This is a genomic window from Rhodococcus sp. IEGM 1379 (assembly GCF_030056815.1).
Taxonomy (GTDB): Bacteria; Actinomycetota; Actinomycetes; order Mycobacteriales; family Mycobacteriaceae; genus Rhodococcus_F.
Genome location: NZ_JASHKR010000003.1, coordinates 26,590 through 44,694, shown reverse-complemented (window position 1 = coordinate 44,694; position 18,105 = coordinate 26,590). Strand labels below are relative to the sequence as shown.

The 18,105-nt window shown below is 61.5% G+C and carries 18 protein-coding genes; 5 read left to right on the top strand and 13 right to left on the bottom strand.

The window, feature by feature from the left end:
• Positions 1 to 14: 14 nt before the first annotated feature.
• The 3 genes from treY to QM600_RS02760 are packed head-to-tail and all read right to left on the bottom strand — an operon-like array spanning position 15 to position 5,946.
• Positions 15 to 2,363 carry a malto-oligosyltrehalose synthase gene (treY, locus tag QM600_RS02770; RefSeq protein ID WP_283259957.1) on the bottom strand — a complete coding sequence of 783 codons (2,349 nt, stop codon included), beginning with the start codon at positions 2,361 to 2,363 and terminating at the stop codon, positions 15 to 17.
• A gap of 10 nt (positions 2,364 to 2,373) precedes the next feature.
• A complete protein-coding gene (gene glgX / locus QM600_RS02765; RefSeq protein ID WP_283259956.1) occupies positions 2,374 to 4,629 on the bottom strand; it encodes a glycogen debranching protein GlgX in 2,256 nt (751 codons plus the stop codon).
• A gap of 9 nt (positions 4,630 to 4,638) precedes the next feature.
• The gene (locus QM600_RS02760; protein ID WP_283259955.1) at positions 4,639 to 5,946 is read right to left on the bottom strand and encodes an adenosylmethionine--8-amino-7-oxononanoate transaminase; all 1,308 of its coding nucleotides are present in this window, start codon (positions 5,944 to 5,946) and stop codon (positions 4,639 to 4,641) included.
• 38 nt (positions 5,947 to 5,984) lie between these two features.
• Between QM600_RS02760 and QM600_RS02755 the strand changes: the two genes are divergently transcribed.
• Positions 5,985 to 7,130, top strand: coding sequence for an 8-amino-7-oxononanoate synthase (locus QM600_RS02755; RefSeq protein WP_283259954.1), 1,146 nt, complete (start codon positions 5,985 to 5,987; stop codon positions 7,128 to 7,130).
• On the top strand, positions 7,127 to 7,828 hold the full coding sequence (gene bioD, locus QM600_RS02750; RefSeq protein WP_283259953.1) for a dethiobiotin synthase: 702 nt from the start codon (positions 7,127 to 7,129) through the stop codon (positions 7,826 to 7,828). Before QM600_RS02755 ends, bioD begins: the two co-directional genes overlap by 4 nt.
• A gap of 24 nt (positions 7,829 to 7,852) precedes the next feature.
• Here the strand turns inward: bioD and QM600_RS02745 are convergent, their stop codons facing one another.
• The 7 genes from QM600_RS02745 to QM600_RS02715 all read right to left on the bottom strand — a co-directional run bounded on the left by QM600_RS02745 (position 7,853) and on the right by QM600_RS02715 (position 14,667).
• Positions 7,853 to 9,235 (bottom strand): tripartite tricarboxylate transporter permease, encoded by a 1,383-nt coding sequence (locus QM600_RS02745; RefSeq protein ID WP_283259952.1) that lies wholly within the window; start codon positions 9,233 to 9,235, stop codon positions 7,853 to 7,855.
• The gene (locus QM600_RS02740) at positions 9,232 to 9,714 is read right to left on the bottom strand and encodes a hypothetical protein (protein ID WP_283259951.1); all 483 of its coding nucleotides are present in this window, start codon (positions 9,712 to 9,714) and stop codon (positions 9,232 to 9,234) included. Before QM600_RS02740 ends, QM600_RS02745 begins: the two co-directional genes overlap by 4 nt.
• Positions 9,715 to 9,757: 43 nt before the next feature.
• Positions 9,758 to 10,729 carry a hydroxymethylglutaryl-CoA lyase gene (locus QM600_RS02735; protein WP_283259950.1) on the bottom strand — a complete coding sequence of 324 codons (972 nt, stop codon included), beginning with the start codon at positions 10,727 to 10,729 and terminating at the stop codon, positions 9,758 to 9,760.
• 6 nt (positions 10,730 to 10,735) lie between these two features.
• Positions 10,736 to 12,019: a hydroxymethylglutaryl-CoA reductase, degradative gene (locus tag QM600_RS02730; protein WP_283259949.1), complete on the bottom strand. Its 1,284-nt coding sequence runs from the start codon at positions 12,017 to 12,019 to the stop codon at positions 10,736 to 10,738.
• Positions 12,020 to 12,124: 105 nt separating this feature from the next.
• Positions 12,125 to 14,056: a helix-turn-helix domain-containing protein gene (locus tag QM600_RS02725; protein WP_283259948.1), complete on the bottom strand. Its 1,932-nt coding sequence runs from the start codon at positions 14,054 to 14,056 to the stop codon at positions 12,125 to 12,127.
• A gap of 10 nt (positions 14,057 to 14,066) precedes the next feature.
• Complete coding sequence (locus tag QM600_RS02720; RefSeq protein WP_283259947.1) at positions 14,067 to 14,435, bottom strand: tail fiber domain-containing protein; 369 nt, start codon at positions 14,433 to 14,435, stop codon at positions 14,067 to 14,069.
• Between the two features lie 103 nt (positions 14,436 to 14,538).
• Complete coding sequence (locus QM600_RS02715) at positions 14,539 to 14,667, bottom strand: hypothetical protein (protein WP_283259946.1); 129 nt, start codon at positions 14,665 to 14,667, stop codon at positions 14,539 to 14,541.
• 269 nt (positions 14,668 to 14,936) lie between these two features.
• On the opposite strand from QM600_RS02715, the gene QM600_RS02710 reads away from it, so the two are divergent.
• Positions 14,937 to 15,095, top strand: coding sequence for a hypothetical protein (locus QM600_RS02710; RefSeq protein ID WP_283259945.1), 159 nt, complete (start codon positions 14,937 to 14,939; stop codon positions 15,093 to 15,095).
• A gap of 6 nt (positions 15,096 to 15,101) precedes the next feature.
• Here QM600_RS02710 and QM600_RS02705 read toward each other — a convergent pair whose 3' ends face one another.
• The 3 genes from QM600_RS02705 to QM600_RS02695 all read right to left on the bottom strand — a co-directional run bounded on the left by QM600_RS02705 (position 15,102) and on the right by QM600_RS02695 (position 16,718).
• Positions 15,102 to 15,476, bottom strand: a complete 375-nt coding sequence (locus QM600_RS02705; RefSeq protein WP_283260086.1) for a VOC family protein — start codon at positions 15,474 to 15,476, stop codon at positions 15,102 to 15,104.
• A complete protein-coding gene (locus QM600_RS02700; protein ID WP_283259944.1) occupies positions 15,476 to 15,886 on the bottom strand; it encodes a VOC family protein in 411 nt (136 codons plus the stop codon). Before QM600_RS02700 ends, QM600_RS02705 begins: the two co-directional genes overlap by 1 nt.
• 193 nt (positions 15,887 to 16,079) lie before the next feature.
• On the bottom strand, positions 16,080 to 16,718 hold the full coding sequence (locus tag QM600_RS02695; protein WP_283259943.1) for a TetR/AcrR family transcriptional regulator C-terminal domain-containing protein: 639 nt from the start codon (positions 16,716 to 16,718) through the stop codon (positions 16,080 to 16,082).
• A gap of 125 nt (positions 16,719 to 16,843) precedes the next feature.
• Between QM600_RS02695 and bioB the strand changes: the two genes are divergently transcribed.
• The gene (bioB, locus tag QM600_RS02690) at positions 16,844 to 17,857 is read left to right on the top strand and encodes a biotin synthase BioB (RefSeq protein WP_283259942.1); all 1,014 of its coding nucleotides are present in this window, start codon (positions 16,844 to 16,846) and stop codon (positions 17,855 to 17,857) included.
• A complete protein-coding gene (bsaP, locus tag QM600_RS02685) occupies positions 17,854 to 18,078 on the top strand; it encodes a biotin synthase auxiliary protein BsaP (RefSeq protein ID WP_094273603.1) in 225 nt (74 codons plus the stop codon). Before bioB ends, bsaP begins: the two co-directional genes overlap by 4 nt.
• The last annotated feature ends 27 nt before the right edge of the window (positions 18,079 to 18,105 follow it).

The window sequence follows — 18,105 nt, the reverse complement described above, 5'->3', positions numbered from 1 at the left end:
TCAGCGGAATTACATTACGAATCGGTTCTGACCAACAGTGCCGTCGGACCGCCGGCAAGGATGGTCAGCATCCGATTCGACGTGACTGGGCGCCCGGTCAGAATGTCTGTCCAGTCACCGTCCGGAAGATTCAGCGTTGTGTCTCCCCAGCCGTGATCGGCTAGAACCATCGAGTGGCGTGTGGCCACCGCGATGACGGTCGGGTCAGCTCCCGCCGGACCCCGAGAAAATCCGATGACGTGGCCGGATCCGGCACCCGACGCGAGAATCGGCCGGTAGGTTCCGCCGATAAACCAGTCGGGGTTCTCACGCCTGAGCTGCAACGCTGTTCGGACGAGACGCAACTTCGCAGCGCCGGTGGCGTCGACGGGAGTCGCAGGACTATCGAGCAACGACTTCCGGATGTCGAAGTCGACCAGTCGGCGATTGTCGGGGTCGACAAGGGAGTCCTCCCACAGTTCCGTGCCCTGGTAGATATCGGGTATTCCGGGACCACAGATCTGAAGGAGCTTCTGGCCCAACGAGTCCGACCATGCATGACGTGCGATACGCAACACCAGTTCCGAAATCGACTTTCCGACCGAGCCGTCGATGGCGTCGTCGATCCAACGGTGAACGGCAGTCTCGAACGTCGAATCAGGCGAGTTCCAGGAGGTCCGCAATGCGGCTTCGCGGATCGCCTTTTGCGCGTAGGCGTGAACACGTGAACGGAAATCGGGTGTTGGTGCACCCACAGGCCAGACCCCGACGAGGTTCTGCCACAAGAACAATCCCGTCAATGCGTCAGGACTGGGGGCCGCCTCTTCCCAATCCCGAAGCAGCCGAGACCACAGCGTCGGCATCTGGGACAGCACACTGATGCGCGCGCGAACGTCTTCTCCGCGTTTGGTGTCGTGAGTGGAGAGGGTGGTCATGGTTTTGGGCCACAGGCGTGCGCGATCAGCGTTGGCGAGATGGAATTCGGCAACCGAGACAGCGAACGCGGCGGGATTGCCGCCAACTTCTTGTCGGGAGATCAAACGCGCAGTCCGATAGAACAATCGATCTTCGACAGACTTGGCCATCACGGCGCCGCAGACCTGTTGGAAGCGGATGGTAGCCTCACCGCCGCTGGAAAGCGCTTGTGTCAGAGCATTGAACGGCACCTCGTAGCCGGGCGCGAGCTCGTGAATCTCACCGAAAATATGAGCCGCCAGGCCGGCGAGCGGACTGTAGTCGGAGCGATACACAGGCATTCGGGCGACGGCTACGACGACGGCATCATTCAACTCCTTGTCGCTGCACAGGCCTCCGGTTTCGAGTTGGATCGCACGCACTAGTCGGCGGATCTCGGGCGCAAGCTCACCTCGTGCCGTCTCCCGTTTCAACTGCCGCTCCGTGTGATGGAGCCACGCACGATCGCCGTCGTTGCCGGTCAGCGCCGCCGACAGTTCGGAAAATTCGTGTTCGGCACCAGGATTGACAAAAACGCCGCCGAGTTGATTCAAAGCGTCGTAGCCGGTGGTGCCGTCGACGGGGAGTAGTGGATCGAGAGGTTCGGTGTGCCCGAGAATCTTCTCGATCACGATCCATTGGTCAGGGCCGATAAGTTCACGTAGTTGTACGAGATAGCTTGCGGGATCGGTCAGTCCGTCGGGATGGTCGATCCGAACTCCGTCGATCAATCCCTCGTCGACCCAGGATTTCAGTTCGCGATGGCACAGTTCGAAAACACGAGGGTCTTCCTGGCGAAGTGCAGCCAGTTCATTGACCGTGAAGAACCTCCGGTAGGTACTGATTCCGGTGTTCCACGGGACCAAGCGGTACGACTGTCGCTCGTGAACCTCGCTAGGCGAAACCGATTCGGTTCCCGGCGCGATCGGGAACCGGTGTTCGTAGAATGCGAGAAGCGGTGCGCCGTTGCTGTGGTCGATCTGAAGGGCCTCGAGATCTGAAGGTTTCCCCAGCATCGGGAGTGCGAGTTTCCCGTCAGCGCCGTTGCCGCGGTCCCAGTCGATGTCGAAGAAATCTGCGTACTCCGAAGACCTTCCGTGCGTGAGAACATCCCACCACCAAGCATTTTCCTGTGGCTTGGCGACGCCGACATGATTGGGTACCAGATCGACGATTAACCCCATGCCGCGCTCGTGGATGCGACGAGCGAGTTCAACCAACGCATCTCGGCCGCCGAGCCCTTCGGAAACCGTCGTCGGATCGGTGACGTCGTAACCATGCGTTGATCCGGAGGTCGCAGTCAGGATCGGGGACAGATAGAGGTGCGAGACACCCAGTTCGTCAAGGTAATCGACCAACTTCGCAGCATCACGGAGGGTGAAGGCGTCGGGCCGCAACTGCAGTCGGTATGTGCTGGTGATCGGCGCCATTGTGTTCTCCTCAGTCTGTCCGGCGAAGGACCATCAATGCGCGGGCTTTGACGTCGAGAATCGATCCAGCGTTGATCACGACACCACTCTCGCCGGTCGGCGCCGAGGTATCAAGGACCACAGTCCATTCCGATGCGTAGTCCGAGTTCGGAGTCGAGAACTCCATAGGCTCGTAATGCGCGTTGAAGCACAAAAGAAATGAGTCTCCGGTGATTCGTTCGCCGCGATAGTTGGGTTCGGGGATTGCCTCGCCATTGAGGAAGACGGCCAACGATTTTCCGAAACCGCTGTCCCAGTCGGCCGGCGTCATTTCTTCGCCGGCCGGAGTGAGCCAGGCGATGTCGCGACTCTGATCACCGCTCCGGATAGGTTGTCCTTCGAAGAAGCGTCGACGCCGGAACACGGGGTTCTTTGCGCGTAATGCGATGGCGCGCTTGGTGAACTCGATAAGATCGGCATTGGTCTCCGCGAGCGACCAGTCCATCCACGACAACTCGGAGTCCTGGCAGTAGACATTGTTATTGCCTTGTTGGGTGCGCCCCATCTCGTCGCCGTGCGCGAGCATCGGAGTTCCCTGGCTCAGCATCAGAGTGGCAAGGATGTTGCGGCTCTGGCGGCCGCGCAGTTCGAGGATTTCGGGGTCGTCCGTCGGGCCTTCGACGCCGCAGTTCCAGGATCGGTTATGAGATTCGCCGTCGTTGTTGTTCTCTCCATTGGCCTCGTTGTGCTTGTCGTTGTACGAGACAAGATCGTGGAGCGTGAACCCGTCGTGGGCGATCACGAAGTTGATGCTTGCACCCGGCCGTCGGCCGGTCGCTTCGTAGAGGTCGGAAGATCCGGTGAGGCGTGAGGCGAATTCGCCGAGCGTCGCCGGTTCTCCTCGCCAGTAGTCGCGGACGGTGTCGCGGTACTTGCCGTTCCACTCGGTCCACAGTCCGGGGAAGTTGCCGACCTGGTAGCCGCCTTCGCCGACGTCCCAGGGTTCGGCGATCAGTTTGACCTGGCTTACGATCGGATCTTGTTGCACCAGATCGAAGAACGCGGACAGGCGATCGACGTCGTGCAGTTCTCGGGCGAGAGTCGACGCGAGGTCGAAGCGGAATCCGTCGACATGCATTTCGGTGACCCAGTACCGCAGTGAGTCCATGATCAGCTGCAGGGTGTGCGGATGGCGGGCGTTGAGGCTGTTGCCGGTGCCCGTGTAGTCCATATAGTGGGCCTTGTCGCCGTCGACGAGCCGGTAGTAGGCGGCATTGTCGATGCCGCGAAAACTGATGGTGGGGCCCAGATGGTTGCCCTCGGCGGTGTGGTTGTAGACCACGTCGAGGATGACTTCGATTCCGGCCTGATGGAAGCTGCGCACCATTGCCTTGAATTCAGATACTGCTGCATCGGGTTTCACAGCCGACGAATAGTCGGTGTGCGGGGCCAGAAAGCCGAAGGTGTTGTAACCCCAGTAGTTTCGCAGTCCCCGATCGCGAAGGACCTGATCGTGCATGAACTGATGGACTGGCATCAGTTCGATTGCGGTGATTCCGAGGTTGGTCAGATGCTCGATGATCACCGGATGTGCAAGTCCGGCATACGTTCCTCGAAGTTCTTCCGGGACACCGGGGTGGGTGGCCGTCATGCCTTTGACGTGCGCTTCGTAAATGACGGTCTCGTGGTACGGGCGCCCGGGCGAGCGATCCGACGCCCAGTCGAAGAACGGGTTGATGACCACCGTCGACATTGTGTGACCGAGTGAATCATGTTGAGGGAACGAGATTGTCACAGGTTCGTCTACCAGTGCATCCGAGTCGTCGTCGCTGGGAGGGTCGATAGGAACCTCGGAGTCTTCAGCCTCGTCGCCGGGTTCTGGCTCCGGCTCCGGCTCCGGTTCCGCAACAGCCTCGACGTCGTACGAAAACAGCGACCGATCTCCGTCGAAGTCTCCGGCAAATGCCTTGCCGTAGGGATCGAGCAACAATTTGCTGGGATCACAGCGGTGACCGGCAGCGGGATCGTATGGCCCGTGAACCCGATAGCCGTATCGCTGGCCGGGGGATACGGACGGTAGGTACGCGTGCCAGACGTACCCGTCCACTTCGTAGAGGCGGATTCGGGTTTCGGTTCCGTCCTTGGCGATCAAGCACAGTTCGACGGCATCCGCGACCTCGGAGAACAGTGAAAAGTTGGTTCCCGCACCGTCGTAAGTTGCACCGAGGGGATACGCGCTGCCGGGCCACACGGCAAGGGGAGTGAGTTCGGTCGGCGGGTGCTCCATGACCGAACCCTATCGCCCGACGAGAGAGCGTTCCTGTTGACTACGCGCTACCTCGAGCATTCCGGCTGTGATCTGTTCCACCTCCGCTCCGGAACAGAGGTACGGCGGCATTGTGTAGACGACGTTGCGGAAAGGGCGCAGCCAGACTCCGGAGCGGACGGCGGCGTCGGTGGCGGTCTGCATGTTTACCGGGTGATCCAGTTCGATCACTCCGATTCCGCCCAGCACTCGAACGTCCACGACGCCGGGGATCGAGATGGCTTCGGCCAATCCGTGAGTGAGTCTGCGCTTCAGATTTCGCACGTCACGTCGCCAGTCCATTGCCAGCACGAGTTCGGTTGATGCGACGGCTATTGCACAGGCCAGTGGATTACCCATGAATGTCGGTCCGTGCATCAGTCCGCCGCCGTCACCGGCTGTGATGATTTCGGCCATCTCGGTGGTGCACAGAGTGGCGGCCAAACTCATGTATCCACCGGTCAGGGCTTTTCCGACGCACATGACGTCGGGACTGACGCCGGCGTGATCGGCAGCGAAAAGTTCGCCAGTTCGGCCGAATCCGGTTGCGATTTCGTCGAACACGAGCAAGACGTCGTAGTTGTCGCAGAGTGTCCTGAGGTCGACGAGATACTCCGGGTCGTGGAATCGCATGCCGCCGGCTCCCTGCACCACCGGTTCGATGATGACCGCCGCGAGTTCGTCGTGGTGCGCGGCCAGCAGCGTTTCGAGATGCCGGACGTACTCGGGCCGGTAGTCGGTCGGGGGAGCGTCGGCAAAGATCTGTGCCCGGAGGACGTCGGTCCAGAGTGAGTGCATGCCGCCGTCGGGATCGCACACGCTCATCGGGGTGAAGGTATCGCCGTGGTAACCGCCGCGCCAGGTCATCAGCCGATTCTTCGACGGTTTTCCGAGACTGCGCCAGTACTGCAGGCACATCTTGACCGCGACTTCGACGGCCACGGAGCCGGAATCGGAGAGGAAGACCTTGTCGAGTCCGTCGGGGGTGATCTCGACGAGTAATTGCGCCAATCTGGCCGCTGGTTCATGGGTGAGACCGCCGAACATGACGTGGCTCATCTTGCTCAGTTGTCTTGTCGCGGCGGCGTCGAGTACAGGATTGCGGTACCCGTGAATTGCGGCCCACCACGAACTCATGCCGTCGACGAGTTGACGGCCGTCGGCCAGCGTCAGCGTTGCTCCCTGGGCGCTGTCGACGACGAGCGGCCGGGTAGTGGCAGGAAATGCCCCGTACGGATGCCAGAGGTGCTCGGCGTCCATGGCGGAGACGGTTGTCGAGTCCAGTCCGATTGTGTGCACCGGTGCACCTTAGCTAGTGGCTTGAACGGTGTTCAAGTATGGTCGGAAAAATGAACACGTCGTTGGACTGGCTCACCGCCGTCGAATCGGATCGCCGAGCGGCCGGGTTGCGCCGCGAACTCCGGCCGCGGTCAGCGGACGCTCCGCTGATCGACCTCGCCTCCAATGATTACTTGGGTCTTGTCCGTCATCCCGACGTGGTCGCGGGTGCGATCGCGTCGCTGCAACGCTGGGGCGCCGGTGCTACCGGTTCACGCCTGGTCACCGGAACCACCACCGAACACGAATTGCTCGAACTCGAGCTCGCAGAGTTTGTCGGAGCCGACGCCGGGCTGGTTTTCTCTTCCGGGTACACCGCGAATCTCGGTGCTGTAACGGCACTTTCAGGTCCCGGATCACTGATAATCTCCGACGCCGGATCGCACGCCTCGCTCGTCGACGCCTGCCGGTTGTCCCGCGCCCGTGTCGTTGTGGCACCGCATTCCGATGTGGACTTTCTTGCGGAGCAATTGAGAACCAGAACCGAGGAGCGTGCGCTCGTAGTCACGGACTCCGTGTTCAGTGCGGACGGTGACCTGGCGCCGTTGCGGGAGATGCACGAGGTCGCGCGCGAATATGGCGCCCTTCTGCTCGTCGACGAGGCACATGGGGTTGGGGTACGCGGAAATGGTGGCCGCGGGTTGGTGCACGAGGTCGGATTGGCGGGCGAACCGGACGTCGTGGTGACGGCAACATTGTCGAAATCCCTCGCCAGTCAGGGCGGGGTTGTGTTGGGATACCAGAAGATTCGCGCCCATCTGATCGACGCCGCCCGAACCTTCATCTTCGATACCGGACTGGCGCCCGCAGCAGTGGGAGCGGCCCGGGCAGCGCTGGCAATTCTCCGCCGGGAGCCGACGCGAGCCCGCGACGTGTTGGATCGGGCGTCGGAACTGGCAACGATCGCCGGCGTCGGAAAGCCTGAATCTGCTGTTGTGTCAGTGGTTCTCGGTGACCCCCAGCGGGCGTACGATGCGGCCGATGAATGTCGACGGTTGGGTCTGCATGTCGGCTGCTTCCGTCCACCGTCCGTCCCCGCGGGGACGTCGCGACTGCGTCTGACGGCTCGGGCAACTATCTCCGAAGCAGAGATGGCTGTGATCAGCAGTGTGCTCGGTGAGGTCTTGGAAGGCGCGCGCGTATGAGCATTCTGATCGTGACGGGCACATCGACTGATGTCGGAAAGACTGTGGTGACAGCGGCATTGGCGTCGGCTGCCTTGCAGTCCGGTAAGTCGGTCGCCGTGCTCAAGCCCGCGCAAACCGGGGTCGAACCCGGTGGGGCCGGGGATCTGGCCGAGATCGATCGACTGACCGGCGGCGGGGCGAGCTTGGTCGAACTAGCGCGGTATCCGGATCCGCTAGCCCCCGATACCGCGGCGCGGCGCAGCGGTCTGCCGATGCTCACATTCGACGAGGTAGTGGACAAGGCCCGAGAGTTGGATGCTGCACACGATCTGACACTGGTCGAAGGAGCCGGTGGCGTGCTGGTCCGCCTCGGCCTCGGCGGATTCACCATTCGCGACGTTGCAGCGGAGTTGGAGGCACCGGCGGTTCTGGTGGTCGCATCTGGCTTGGGCACTCTCAACCACAGCGCTCTGAGCGTCGAAGCGCTGGCAAGTGGGGGTGTTCGGTGTGCCGGGTTGGTCATCGGTTCCTGGCCTGGGGATCCAGACTTGGCGGAGCGGTGTAATCGAGACGACCTCGTGTCGGTCACCGGCGTGCCGTTGCTGGGATCGATGCCCGCCGGGATCGGCGGCGAGAATTCCGAGGAATTTGCGCGTCGGGCGTCCGAAGAATTCGGTGCCGTACGCATAGAGACGTGCGGGCCACTGCTGAAATAGCAGTGGCCCGCACGTTTGTTCGCGTCAGAACAGGTTGATCAAGGCGGGGACGCTGAACAGGGCCACGTAGTAACCCATGAACAGAACTCCGCCGTGAATCTTGAACAGACGTCCCAGCAGGCCGCCGACCAGTCCGACGGTCACGGTGATCAGGAGGCCGAGGATGCCGCCTTCCCAGATGCTGATGACGACGACGAGGCCGGTGAAGACCGCGATGACGGCCTCGTGGCTGATGTGCTTGACCACGGCTGAGGCAGCTCGGTACGCGTAGTTCATCGCGAAGGGGTAGGCGATGACGGTGGCGGTGATGACGGCGAGCAGGCCGTAGAGCAGAAACTCCCACTGCGTCAGGTACGTGGAGAGGTTATTGATGACTCCGGTTTCCTGATTGGTCTCGAAGACCGGCGGTGCGTTGAACAGGGGAGCTGCCGGTCCGGCGGCAAGTGGGCTCAGCGGCAGACCGAAGGCGACCAGCGGAATGAGGGTTTCTGCGATGTAGGTGGATTCCGTGGTGCCGTTCTTGGCCGAGACCATGGTGGTGAGTCGGTGGTAGCCGTTCTTGATGCGAGCACCGACCAGTTCACCCATCAGGACCGTCATGGCGACGGGGCTGAAGACGAAGGTTGCACTGGAGACGGTCGCTGCGGCGGCCGTGTAGGCGGTCTGCTTCTTGTCGAGGACCTTGAGCGGGTTGGGGAAGTAACCCTTCCAGCCCTTGATGTCCGGAGCGAGCGCGACGGTCTTGGGCTCGCTGCGTTCCATTTCTTTACGGCTGGAGGGGCCGAGGGTCAGAGCGAGATCAGCAATCAGAGGTCCGACGGCGATGGCGAGGAAGTAGCTGATGTTCAGCGATACGTCGTAGCTCTTCGTGAGTGCACGAACACCGAGAATCAGGACGACGAAGGGAATGAGTGCGACGACGCCGGCCCAGCGGCCGGGGGATGCGTAGGCGATACCTATCGCCGCGACCAGAAACAGCCACGGTGCTATCGACTGCACGGTATCTGCGAAGGGCGCCAGAATAGTTGCGAACAGCACAGCGACCGGCACTGCTACGAATGCGGAGACGACCGCGCCGGAGATCGCCTTGCGGAGCGCGATGTGCGGGATACCGAGCGACCGCATCATCTGGGCTTCGGGCAGCAGCGGAATCGCCATGGTGTCACCGGGAATGCCGAGGAGCATCGTCGGGACAGCGTGGGTCATGTGCTTGGCGATGGCACCGGAGAGGAAGAACGTGAAGACGGCCGCCGGGGGAGCGCCGAGGAGAATCACGAGCAGGGTCAGCGGTGCAATGGTGGCAGTTTCATCGGTGCCGGAGATCAGACCGATGAACGTGAAGGCGACTGCGCCGATGATGCCGAAGAGAACGGCGATCAGGATTTCGTTGGTGAGGACGGAACTCATGAGGTCTTGCCCTCCTTCTGCGAAGCGGCGGCTTCGGCAGCAGCAAAGTGCTCGTAGAGTCCGAGTTCGCGAAGCTCCTTCTGGCTCTGCTCGGGGATGTCGGCGAGAGTGCCCAGACCCTGGCGTTGTTCGCTCATCATCGTGATGACACCGTCGATGGACTCCACGTCCGCTGCGGCCAGAGCAACGATGCGCTTGGGCTTGATGAAGATGCCGCAGACGATTCCGGCAACGAGGCATGCGGCGATCCCGACGAGCAGGCTGTAAGCCTGGGCGAGCGATGCTTCGCTGACCACACGCTCGAAGAACGCTTGTGCGGCGAGCAGGGCGGATGCGCCGATGACGCTACCGACGACGACGGCGATCGCGAGGTGGCGGCCGTTGACGGTGTCACCCCAGACTTCGAGGTACGTCTCTTGTGCGGTCGCGCCGTCGTCTGGCGGTGTGGTCGGCGTCGTTGCCGACTGTGGTTCTGCCATGGGTGTTTCTCCAGTATCGAGCGGGGTGCAGAAGAAGTATGGGTCAGGTGCGCTGGGCGGCGCGGAGAGCATTGACTACGCGCGACGGACTCGTGTGGCCGATGTGTTCGGCCATCCAGGTGCTGGCGTCGGTCAGTGCGTCGAGATCGATGCCCGTGTTGATGCCGAGGCCGTGCAGCATCCACACCAGATCTTCCGTCGCCAGATTCCCGGTCGCACCCTTGGCGTAGGGACAACGTCCCAGACCGCCTGCAGCGCTGTCGAACTCGGTCACTCCGACTGTCAGGGAGGTGTACACATTCGACAGTGCTTGCCCGTAGGTGTCGTGGAAGTGCATCGCAATCATCTCGGTTCCGATTCCTCGTTCGCGGATCGCGCCGAGCAGAGCGAGGACGTGTCCAGGGGTTGCGACGCCGATGGTGTCGCCGAGGGAGAGTGACGTGGCGCCGCTGTCGACGAGGGCTTTCGCGATGTCCGCGACGCGCTCGACGCTGACTGCGCCTTCCCAAGGGTCGCCGAAGCACATCGAAATGTAGCCACGGACGGGAAGTTCCAGTGCCCGAGCAGATTCGGTGACCTCGGTAGCCGCGGCGAGGGCGCCGTCAACAGTGTTGTTGAGATTGCGCTTGGCAAATTCCTCGGTGGCGCTTACGAAGACGGCCACCTCGGTGGCGCCGGCGGCGAGTGCCCGCTCTAAGCCGGTGAGGTTCGGCACGAGTACTACGGTGCGCACCGAATCCGGCAGATTCAACCGGCCCATCAAGTCGGCGGCATCTGCGAGTTGCGGGATCCACCGCGGTGAGACGAAGCTGGTCAGCTCCACCGTGCGCAGTCCGGCTGCGACCAGACGCTCGATGAATTCGACTTTGGTCTCGGTCGGAATCACTTTCGTTTCGGCTTGCAGTCCGTCACGCGGTCCGACTTCGTACACACGCACCGAGGTGGGGAGCCCCGGGGTCGGCACCCGATGGGGTGCCGGCTTCCAGACGGGCGAGCCCGCAACTGTTTCAGTCATGGCAGATCAGTTTTCCGTGCGAATCTCGGCGAGAACCGTTTCGGCATGTTCGACGCGAATGCTCTTGTCCGCGATGAGACGGGCGACAACAGCATCGATCTCGTGCTTTTCGGCGCCTGCGGAGGCAGCGATGTTGCGGGCGTGCAGGCCCATGTGTCCGCGCTGGACACCCTCGCTGGCGAGAACGCGGACGGCGGCAAGGTTCTGGGCCAGTCCGACGGCGAGGATGATGCCGGCCAATTCGTCGGCACTCTCGACTCCGAGCATCTTGATCGCTGCCTGAGCTGCGGGGTGAACCTTGGTGGCGCCCCCGACGAGGCCGACCGGCATCGGGAGTTCGAGGGTGCCGACGATGTTGCCGTCGGCGTTCTTCTCGAAGTGGGACAGCGAGGAGTAGATGCCGTCGGCGTTGACTGCGTGCGAGTGGCATCCGGCTTCGACTGCGCGCGTGTCGTTTCCGGTGGCGAGCACAACAGCGCTGATGCCGTTCATGATGCCCTTGTTGTGTGTGGCGGCGCGGTACGGATCAAGTTCGGCCATACGTGCGGCGTGGATGAGATTGTCCACGACGTCGGGGCCACCGATCAGTTCGGCGTCGAAGACTGCGCGTACGCGGGTCAGTCGAAGATCGGCCTTGTTGGTGAGGATGCGCAGTACGACGTGTCCGCCACCGATTTCGGCGACGCGGTCGGCGATGGCTTCAGCCATCGTGTTGACGGCGTTGGCGCCCATGGCATCTCGTACATCCACATGTAGGTGGAGAACGACGTAAGTGGCTTCGGGGGAGGAAACGATGCGGACGGAGATGTCCTTGACTCCGCCGCCGACACTGACGAGCTTCGGATCCTGCTCGTTGGCAAGAGCCATGATCTCGTCGCGAGCCTCGAGCAACCGGATTCGTGCCGCTGCCGGATCGACGACGTCGACCAGCTGAATCTGTGCCTGCATGATCGGCGCGGTGCTCGAGACGTGGAAACCGCCGAGGCCGCGGGCGATGCGCGCTGCGTTGCTTGCTGCTGCGACAACCGAGGCTTCTTCGGTAGCGAGGGGGATCAGGTAGTCGCGACCGTTGATCGTGAAGTTGGTGGCCACGCCAACTGGGATGCCGATGACTCCGAGGACATTCTCGACCATGCGGTCGGCCTGGTCGATGCCGAGTCCGCCGTCGTCGTACACCGCGATGTCTGCGTCGGTCAGGTCGGTCTGACGGACTACCTCGGCGCGGCGTGCGGCGACGTCGTAGGACCTGAAGTTAGCGATGCGGCTGTTGATTGCCCGGCTGTTGGCCACGGGGGTCATCCTCCTGAAGTGGGTTTGTGCTCCGCTTCACAGTAGGAAAGTCAATGCGTGTTGGACCATGTGCCAATGACACATGAATTGAATCAAATCATAGGACTAGCCACCATTCGACTTGTCTGAGATGTCGTTCTGGCGAAGTTCTTGCAGCCTCACGGCCATAGAAACTCGGAAGAAGGTTTCCTCGTCACGCCACGAGTCGCCGAGAAGTGTTCGGATGCGTTCGAGGCGCTGCACGACGGTGTTGGGGTGGTAGTTGAGGGCGCGGGCCGCCTTGGTCGGGCTGCCTTCGTTGTGTACCAGCGCACGCAGCGTTGCCGTCAGATCCGTTTCGCGCTCGCGGTCGTAGTCGAGTACCGGGCCGATCACGGCGTCGATGAAATCGTGAAGTGATTCGGGATGATCGCCGAAGAGAACCGTGTAGGGCAGATATGACGCCGTAGTGACCGCGCCGTCCGTAGTTCCCAGCGCGACGAGGAGTCGGGCAGTCCATAGTGCCGACGTGAAGCGCTGGGGGAGGTGCTCGGGAAGGTCGGCGAGAGCTGGCGCGATCACGACAGCACGGGGACCGACTGATCCCGCGATCTGACGGTGAACGATTGTCGCCGCTGCCGCCGGATTGCCCGACGCGGACACCACTGCGATCAGTCCCGCATGTTCGGCGGCAATAGCTCCGCTGGGCAAATTCTGTTGCACTGCACGGAGAGTGGAGGGGCGCAGCTCAGGCGGGACCGAGACGACGAGGACGGTATCGAGATCGGCGAGAGTCACGCCGTGGTTGCGTGTACGGCGGCCCAGATCGCGGCGCCGTTCGGGCGCGGAACTCAGAAGGTCGGCAACCAACTCGTCTCGGGCATGTCGGTCGGCCGCTGCGGCCGCTGTGTGTTGAAGGACGAGAATGGCGGTGACCTGGGCTGCACGCTCGACGGTGCGCTGTTCTACTGGACCGATAGGCCCTTCAGAGCGATCTAGCAGTATGGCGCCCAGAAATAATTCGCCGGCGGTGATGGCACTGACCAGTTCGATGGTGGCGTTGTCGCCCCGGACAAACGAGCAGCGTCCGCTTTGTCGGCTCGCGTCTACTGCATCCGACACAGCCTTCGTCAGTGTGAGGGGAGTGGTCGTGATCTGGTCACTCGACGAAGTGACGAGGGCGCGCAGTTCTGCGTCGATGATGGTGGTGCGGCGTTCGAGTGCGTTGCTCAATGTCCGGGCCACTTGTGAGTATCCGCCGCCGCGTAGCACTGCGTGAATCAGATCTTGGTGGACGATATTGGATTTGTCGCGGGCCGCAACGTGCTCGCGCAGTTCGTCCAGTGCCCGGCCGGTCTCGGCGGCAGATTCTTCAGCCCGGTCCAAAGCGCGGGCCGTCTGCAGGACGACGGAAGCGTGGTCTGCCAGTGCCGAGAGCAGTGCGATCTGATCTGCGGTGAAGCGGCGCTCACGTCGATCGGCAGCAAACAGAACACCGAGAATCTGGCCGTCCGACAGCATCGGGACGCCGAGAATCGAGACCAGCCCCTCGGCAACGATGGCTGCGTCGACGGCGTCGTCGTGCCGCGACGCGGTGTAGTCGCTGTAGTTCTGCACCCACTGCGCCGAACGTGATTCTGCAATGGCACTTACCAGCCCGGCTCCGGCGGGAACTTGGAGCTCACGCAATTCGGGAGAGACAGCGCCGGCGGTCTTACGCACATTGAGATCACGCGTGACGACATCGAACTCGGAAAGATAGGTCACGTCGGTGCCCATCATTTCATGGGCGCGGTTCACCAAGCGTTGCAGAAGGCTGTCGACATCGCGGACTTGGGCTAGCTCGCGCGCACTGGAATAGAGGACCGCGAGCTCGTTTTCACGTCGGCGTAGTCGCAAGATTTCCGAGCGGCTACCACGGATTCGCGTCATTATTTCCGCGATATCTGCTGTGTCAACCCCTAATTCGATCAAAATCTGTTCTGCACGCTCGTCTCCGACGCTGTCGGTGGTGACGTCGAACAATGCCGCAATGTCGAGTGGTTCGGCGTCGGTCACATCAAATAAACTACAGCGTCGGCTCGCCGGCGGTCCGTGTTCTGGTTCCGGACCTGTCCGATTGGGTGATTTCCCTTGGTAGTGAAGGGCTTTCGGTCCTCGGTAGCTGGTCGTTCAGTCGGGCCACCTCCGCCTCTAGTGCGACTAGGCGTCGTTGCAGCGCTTGAATGCTTGCCATGCAGACACCGTTGGCGTCGATGACAGCGATCTGCTTGTTGTTCGAACCCAATCCGAAGGTGGCCGCGAAGTCTTGGGCCATCGGTCCGAGATGGCGGATCGATTCGTGATCGAAACCGTAAGTCCACGTACTGATGTGCAGGGCGCAGAGTCTGTCCAGAACGTCCTGGGCGCTCGTCGGTACTGGCGTCTCGGATTTCACACCACGGTGAACTCCGACGTGCGAGTGCAACCACCGCCCGGGGTGTCGGATACCAGCGCGGATACGAGTTCTGCGAGTTCGATTGTCAGCGGCTTCGGCGCGCTCAGGCGCTGAGTTCACGTTTCTGGGTCTTGATTGTCGAGTCGCTGATCAGGATTCCGATTCCCGCACCCAGTAGGCCGATACCGACGCCGATTGCGGCGCCACCGAGGCCTAGAGCGATTCCTAACATGATTCCTCCAAGAAGCTCATGGTTATCTGTTTGACGCGGGCAAACGGCGGTCGTGGGGCCAGGTTTCGCGCACATTCAACCCACTCTTCGATCACCTATTACGCTCCTCCGGCGGACGGTGGATGACAACCCGTGGAGACCGTATTTTTCGGCAAACGCCCGGCATGCAAGACTGGTTCATGAACCGCTGAGTCATCCGTGCCGGATAGGCGCTGTTTCGACAGCAATAGGGTGAAAATCGCGGCGGGTGAAAATCACAAGGGTGGCAGATGTACGAATCGAATTTGTTCTCCGACTCCAGTGCAACGGAGTCGGCCGAGATCGAGAAGACAGCAGAGGAATTGGCGTCCGAACGCACAGCGTCTGTTGTGGAACGTTCAAACGAAGACACCGCTGAACAGCGCCAGTCGCAACTGTTCAGCGGCTAACTGCGGTCAGGATTCTTTCAGGACAGAGATCACGTTGCCGGCGGGATCAGTGAACCAGGCAATATCTGGTCCGTTACCTCGCATGACGCCGTTCTCTTCCTGAGGGAATCCGTCGTATTTACTGAACTCCACTCCACGAGCGGTTAGTTTGTCGACCGCTCCGTCGATATCGTCCACGAGGAAATTCAGGATCGTGTACGTCGCGGGTTCGTGATTCGGCTTTGGGTAGACGAGTATCTCGGTCCCACCCGCGAGATGAAGTCGAATGATGCCCATTTCCTCATCGGTGACTTTCAGTCCGAGAGTTTCGCTGTAGAACTTCTTCGCGGCAGCAATGTCGTCGACCGAGAATCCGCTGATGGCTTTGGTTGCTCCGAGCATCATGCGCCGCCCTCGGTCATCGCGGATTCCATCTCGGCACGCGCTGTTTCACTGAACTCGATGATCTGAATGTAATTGCCGTCGGGGTCGATTGCGGTGGCGAACCAACTTCCGTTGCGCTCTTCGAGCGGCGCAAACCAGGTTCCACCGAGTTCGTCAACGCGCTTCGCCACCGAGCGTGCGTCGTCGGTTTCGACGTTCAGGAACATTCGGCCGGGTTGGGGATTGGTGTCGCCGATGTCGTCGCGCTTGTCGATCATCATGTAGAAACCGTTGAAGTCGAGAACGTCGTAGCCAGGTTCGCCGGGAGTTCGATCGACTTTCGGTGCGAAGGCGCGGGCGTACCAGTCGCGCAGTCGGTCAGGGTTGGTGCTGGAAAGCAAGATGCTTCCGATGCTGGATCCGGACACGGTTCCTCCTACGAGCAGTCTTTTCGGCGAAAGGGTGTTTCGCCTCTGATCTATAGACTGCCCAGAACCGCGAAAGTAATCGGTCTAGATGTGTGTACGTGTTCGTGGTTGCACAGAACTCGCCTTCAGGTGGCGGGATGCGGCGCCGCACGCACGGTTGTGTGCATTGAGGCGCGCTGCATCCTGATCTATCTCAGGAAGTGTGGAGCGCAGAGTGCGGGCTCGCGAGGCGGGCGCGAATCCCGTCGATGAACAGGTCCAGTCCGAACTGGAAGCGCACTGTGGGATCGCCGGCGAGAAGATTCTCGTCGGATTCGCCGCCGATAACCTCGGGTGAGTCGGGGGAGATGGGCGCCCTTGTCAGGGCTCCGAGTTCCTCCATCTGGGCGCGAGACTGCTCGTCGACGGTGTGGCCGAGGACGTAGTACAGCAAGGCATAGGCGGCTAATTCGGCGTGCTCGCGTGACAGTCCGTAATCGGTGCCCGCTGCGACGAAGTGTTCACGAACCTTGCTGCTGGTCATACGTGATGCGAAGGTCGCGCTGACCAACTCTGCACCGTCGCGGTGCGCCAGCAGTGCGGCCCGAAGTCTGTGTGCCAGTTCGGAATACGCCTCGTCCCAGCGGTCGGTATCGCTGGGTGTGTCGAGGCCTTCGAGGATCTTGTCGACGACTGCGCCGAGCAGAGTCTGCTTGTTGGGGAAGTGCCAGTACAGCGCGCCGGGTTGAACCCCGAGTGACGTTGCGAGTCTGCGCATCGTGAGGTCGGCCAATCCGAACTCGTCGAGTATCGCCATGGCGCCGTCCAGAACGTCGCCGCGTCGCAACTGCACTTGTTTTCCCTCGTTCCGTGTGGGCGTGGATCGATCCTGCCTTTGACAGTATTCCACCACGTCTCTAACGTGAACACCGTTCAACTTGTACGGTGTTCAATTTTGCTTAATCGAAGGAGTCTCCTGTGACCTCGGCATCCGTGACCGTCGACATTCTCGACCAAGCCCGCGAGCAAGTCCTCGAACGCGGCGAAGGACTGAGCGAAAGCCAGGTGCTCGACGTACTCCGGCTGGGCGACGACATGCTCGAAGGTCTCCTGGCTCTTGCCCACGATGTGCGTATGAAATGGTGTGGACCGGAGGTCGAGGTCGAAGGCATCATCAGTCTCAAGACCGGCGGCTGCCCCGAAGACTGCCACTTCTGCTCTCAGTCGGGGTTGTTTCAGTCGCCCGTCCGCGCAGCTTGGCTCGACATCCCCAGCCTCGTGGAAGCAGCCAAGCAGACGGCAAAGTCGGGAGCTACCGAGTTCTGCATTGTCGCCGCGGTCCGTGGGCCCGACGAGAAGCTGCTCGCACAGGTATCGGCCGGTATCGAGGCCATCCGCAACGAGGTCGACATCCAGATCGCCTGCTCACTGGGCATGTTGACGCAGGAACAGGTCGACCAGCTCGCTGCGATGGGTGTGCATCGCTACAACCACAACCTGGAAACCTCGAAGTCCCATTTCCCCAACGTCGTGACTACTCACACGTGGGAGGAGCGGTGGGACACTCTGCGGATGGTCCGCGCAGCAGGCATGGAAGTGTGCTGCGGTGGAATCCTCGGAATGGGCGAAACATTGGAGCAGCGAGCAGAATTCGCTGCCAATTTGGCTGAACTCGAGCCCGACGAGGTGCCGCTCAACTTTCTCAATCCGCGTCCGGGCACGCCGTTCGGTGATCTGGAAGTACTGCCCGCCAGTGAGGCGCTCAAGTCTATTGCGGCATTCCGACTTGCCTTGCCGCGCACCATCTTGCGCTTCGCCGGCGGCCGCGAGATCACGCTCGGTGATCTGGGGGCGAAGCAGGGAATTCTCGGCGGAATCAACGCCGTGATCGTGGGCAACTACCTCACTACGCTCGGCCGTCCGGCAGAAAGCGACCTCGATCTGTTGATCGATTTGCAAATGCCGATCAAAGCACTCAACGACACACTGTGAGTGAGTCATTGACCGAGGAGCGGTACAACCCGTTCACGGGGCGCCGGATCGTCGACGGTGTTGACGATCCGACGCCGGCAGCTGCATCGATGGGGCTCGAGCCGCCACGATTCTGTGAACACTGCGGCCGACGCATGATCGTTCAGATCAGTCCCGATGGTTGGTGGGCCAAGTGCTCACGTCACGGAGTGACCGACTCGATCGACGCGAAACTCCGTTAGCGGGTTGCCGACTCTCTGCACATGAGA

Excerpts from the sequence above, each read along its gene's own strand:
- treY (WP_283259957.1), bottom strand. The coding sequence starts at position 2,363 with ATGGCGCCGATCACCAGCACATACCGACTGCAGTTGCGGCCCGACGCC.
- glgX (WP_283259956.1), bottom strand. The coding sequence starts at position 4,629 with ATGGAGCACCCGCCGACCGAACTCACTCCCCTTGCCGTGTGGCCCGGC.
- QM600_RS02755 (WP_283259954.1), top strand. The coding sequence starts at position 5,985 with ATGGTCGGAAAAATGAACACGTCGTTGGACTGGCTCACCGCCGTCGAA.
- bioD (WP_283259953.1), top strand. The coding sequence starts at position 7,127 with ATGAGCATTCTGATCGTGACGGGCACATCGACTGATGTCGGAAAGACT.
- QM600_RS02745 (WP_283259952.1), bottom strand. The coding sequence starts at position 9,235 with ATGAGTTCCGTCCTCACCAACGAAATCCTGATCGCCGTTCTCTTCGGC.
- QM600_RS02740 (WP_283259951.1), bottom strand. The coding sequence starts at position 9,714 with ATGGCAGAACCACAGTCGGCAACGACGCCGACCACACCGCCAGACGAC.
- QM600_RS02735 (WP_283259950.1), bottom strand. The coding sequence starts at position 10,729 with ATGACTGAAACAGTTGCGGGCTCGCCCGTCTGGAAGCCGGCACCCCAT.
- QM600_RS02715 (WP_283259946.1), bottom strand. The coding sequence starts at position 14,667 with ATGTTAGGAATCGCTCTAGGCCTCGGTGGCGCCGCAATCGGCGTCGGT.
- QM600_RS02710 (WP_283259945.1), top strand. The coding sequence starts at position 14,937 with ATGTACGAATCGAATTTGTTCTCCGACTCCAGTGCAACGGAGTCGGCC.
- QM600_RS02705 (WP_283260086.1), bottom strand. The coding sequence starts at position 15,476 with ATGCTCGGAGCAACCAAAGCCATCAGCGGATTCTCGGTCGACGACATT.